This is a genomic window from Novosphingobium organovorum (assembly GCF_022832435.1).
GTDB classification, from domain to species: domain Bacteria; phylum Pseudomonadota; class Alphaproteobacteria; order Sphingomonadales; family Sphingomonadaceae; genus Novosphingobium; species Novosphingobium organovorum.
The window spans coordinates 1-711 of the sequence record NZ_JALHLF010000259.1 but is presented as its reverse complement, the minus strand read 5'-3'; the positions used below and the strand labels follow the sequence as shown (position 1 = coordinate 711).

Annotated in this window: 1 pseudogene; it reads right to left on the bottom strand. The window is 60.8% G+C overall.

The features are described from left to right. Positions 1–120: 120 nt before the first annotated feature. Positions 121–711: pseudogene (locus tag MTR62_RS21135) on the bottom strand (IS5 family transposase); the annotation flags it as partial.

The following is a 711-nucleotide window of genomic DNA, read 5'->3' as shown; positions in this document are numbered from 1 at the left end:
GCTGCTTTGAAATGGGTTGATGCGGCGACTTTGGCGCGATTCAAGCTTGGGATGAAGACCGGCTTTGTTGCACAAATCGACTACAGGGTAGCAGTTGGCCTTTGATCGCATTGAACACGCGACCCGCTGAGTCTGGGGCCTTCCGAGCGCAGTGAAGCGGCCCGGGATGGCGACGCGGATTTGCATTTCAGCGACTTGGCGATCAAAGTCTCGTGCCATGATCCGTTCGCCCAGCAGCTTGAGCGAACGATTTCATTGCGGGNGATCCGTTCGCCCAGCAGCTTGAGCGAACGATTTCATTGCGGGCGGCAACGCCCGGCGTGCTCTTGGGCCAGGCTTTTTGCATTGCTGCGGGCGGGTATGATCGCACAGGCATCGCGCGCGGCAATGGCTTCGTGACAGGCTTTGGTGTCAAAAGCGCCATCGGTGCTGACGGTCGCGATAGCTTGGTTGGGTGGTATCTGCGCCAGCCGTTCGGGAAGCATGGGCGCATCGCCAACCCGGCTCCCGGCCCCTTCGATGGCGTGGATTTCAAGCGATCCGGCGTCCACACCCAGGTCGACCTTTCGCCACTGGCGGCGTTTGGACGCACCATGCTTGCACCTGCACCATTCCCCGTCTCCAACAGCCTTGATGCCCGTGCTGTCGATCAGCCGATGCAACGGTCCGGAACGGGGCTGGCAGGGGATCTCGACAAGCAAGGTCTTCTGC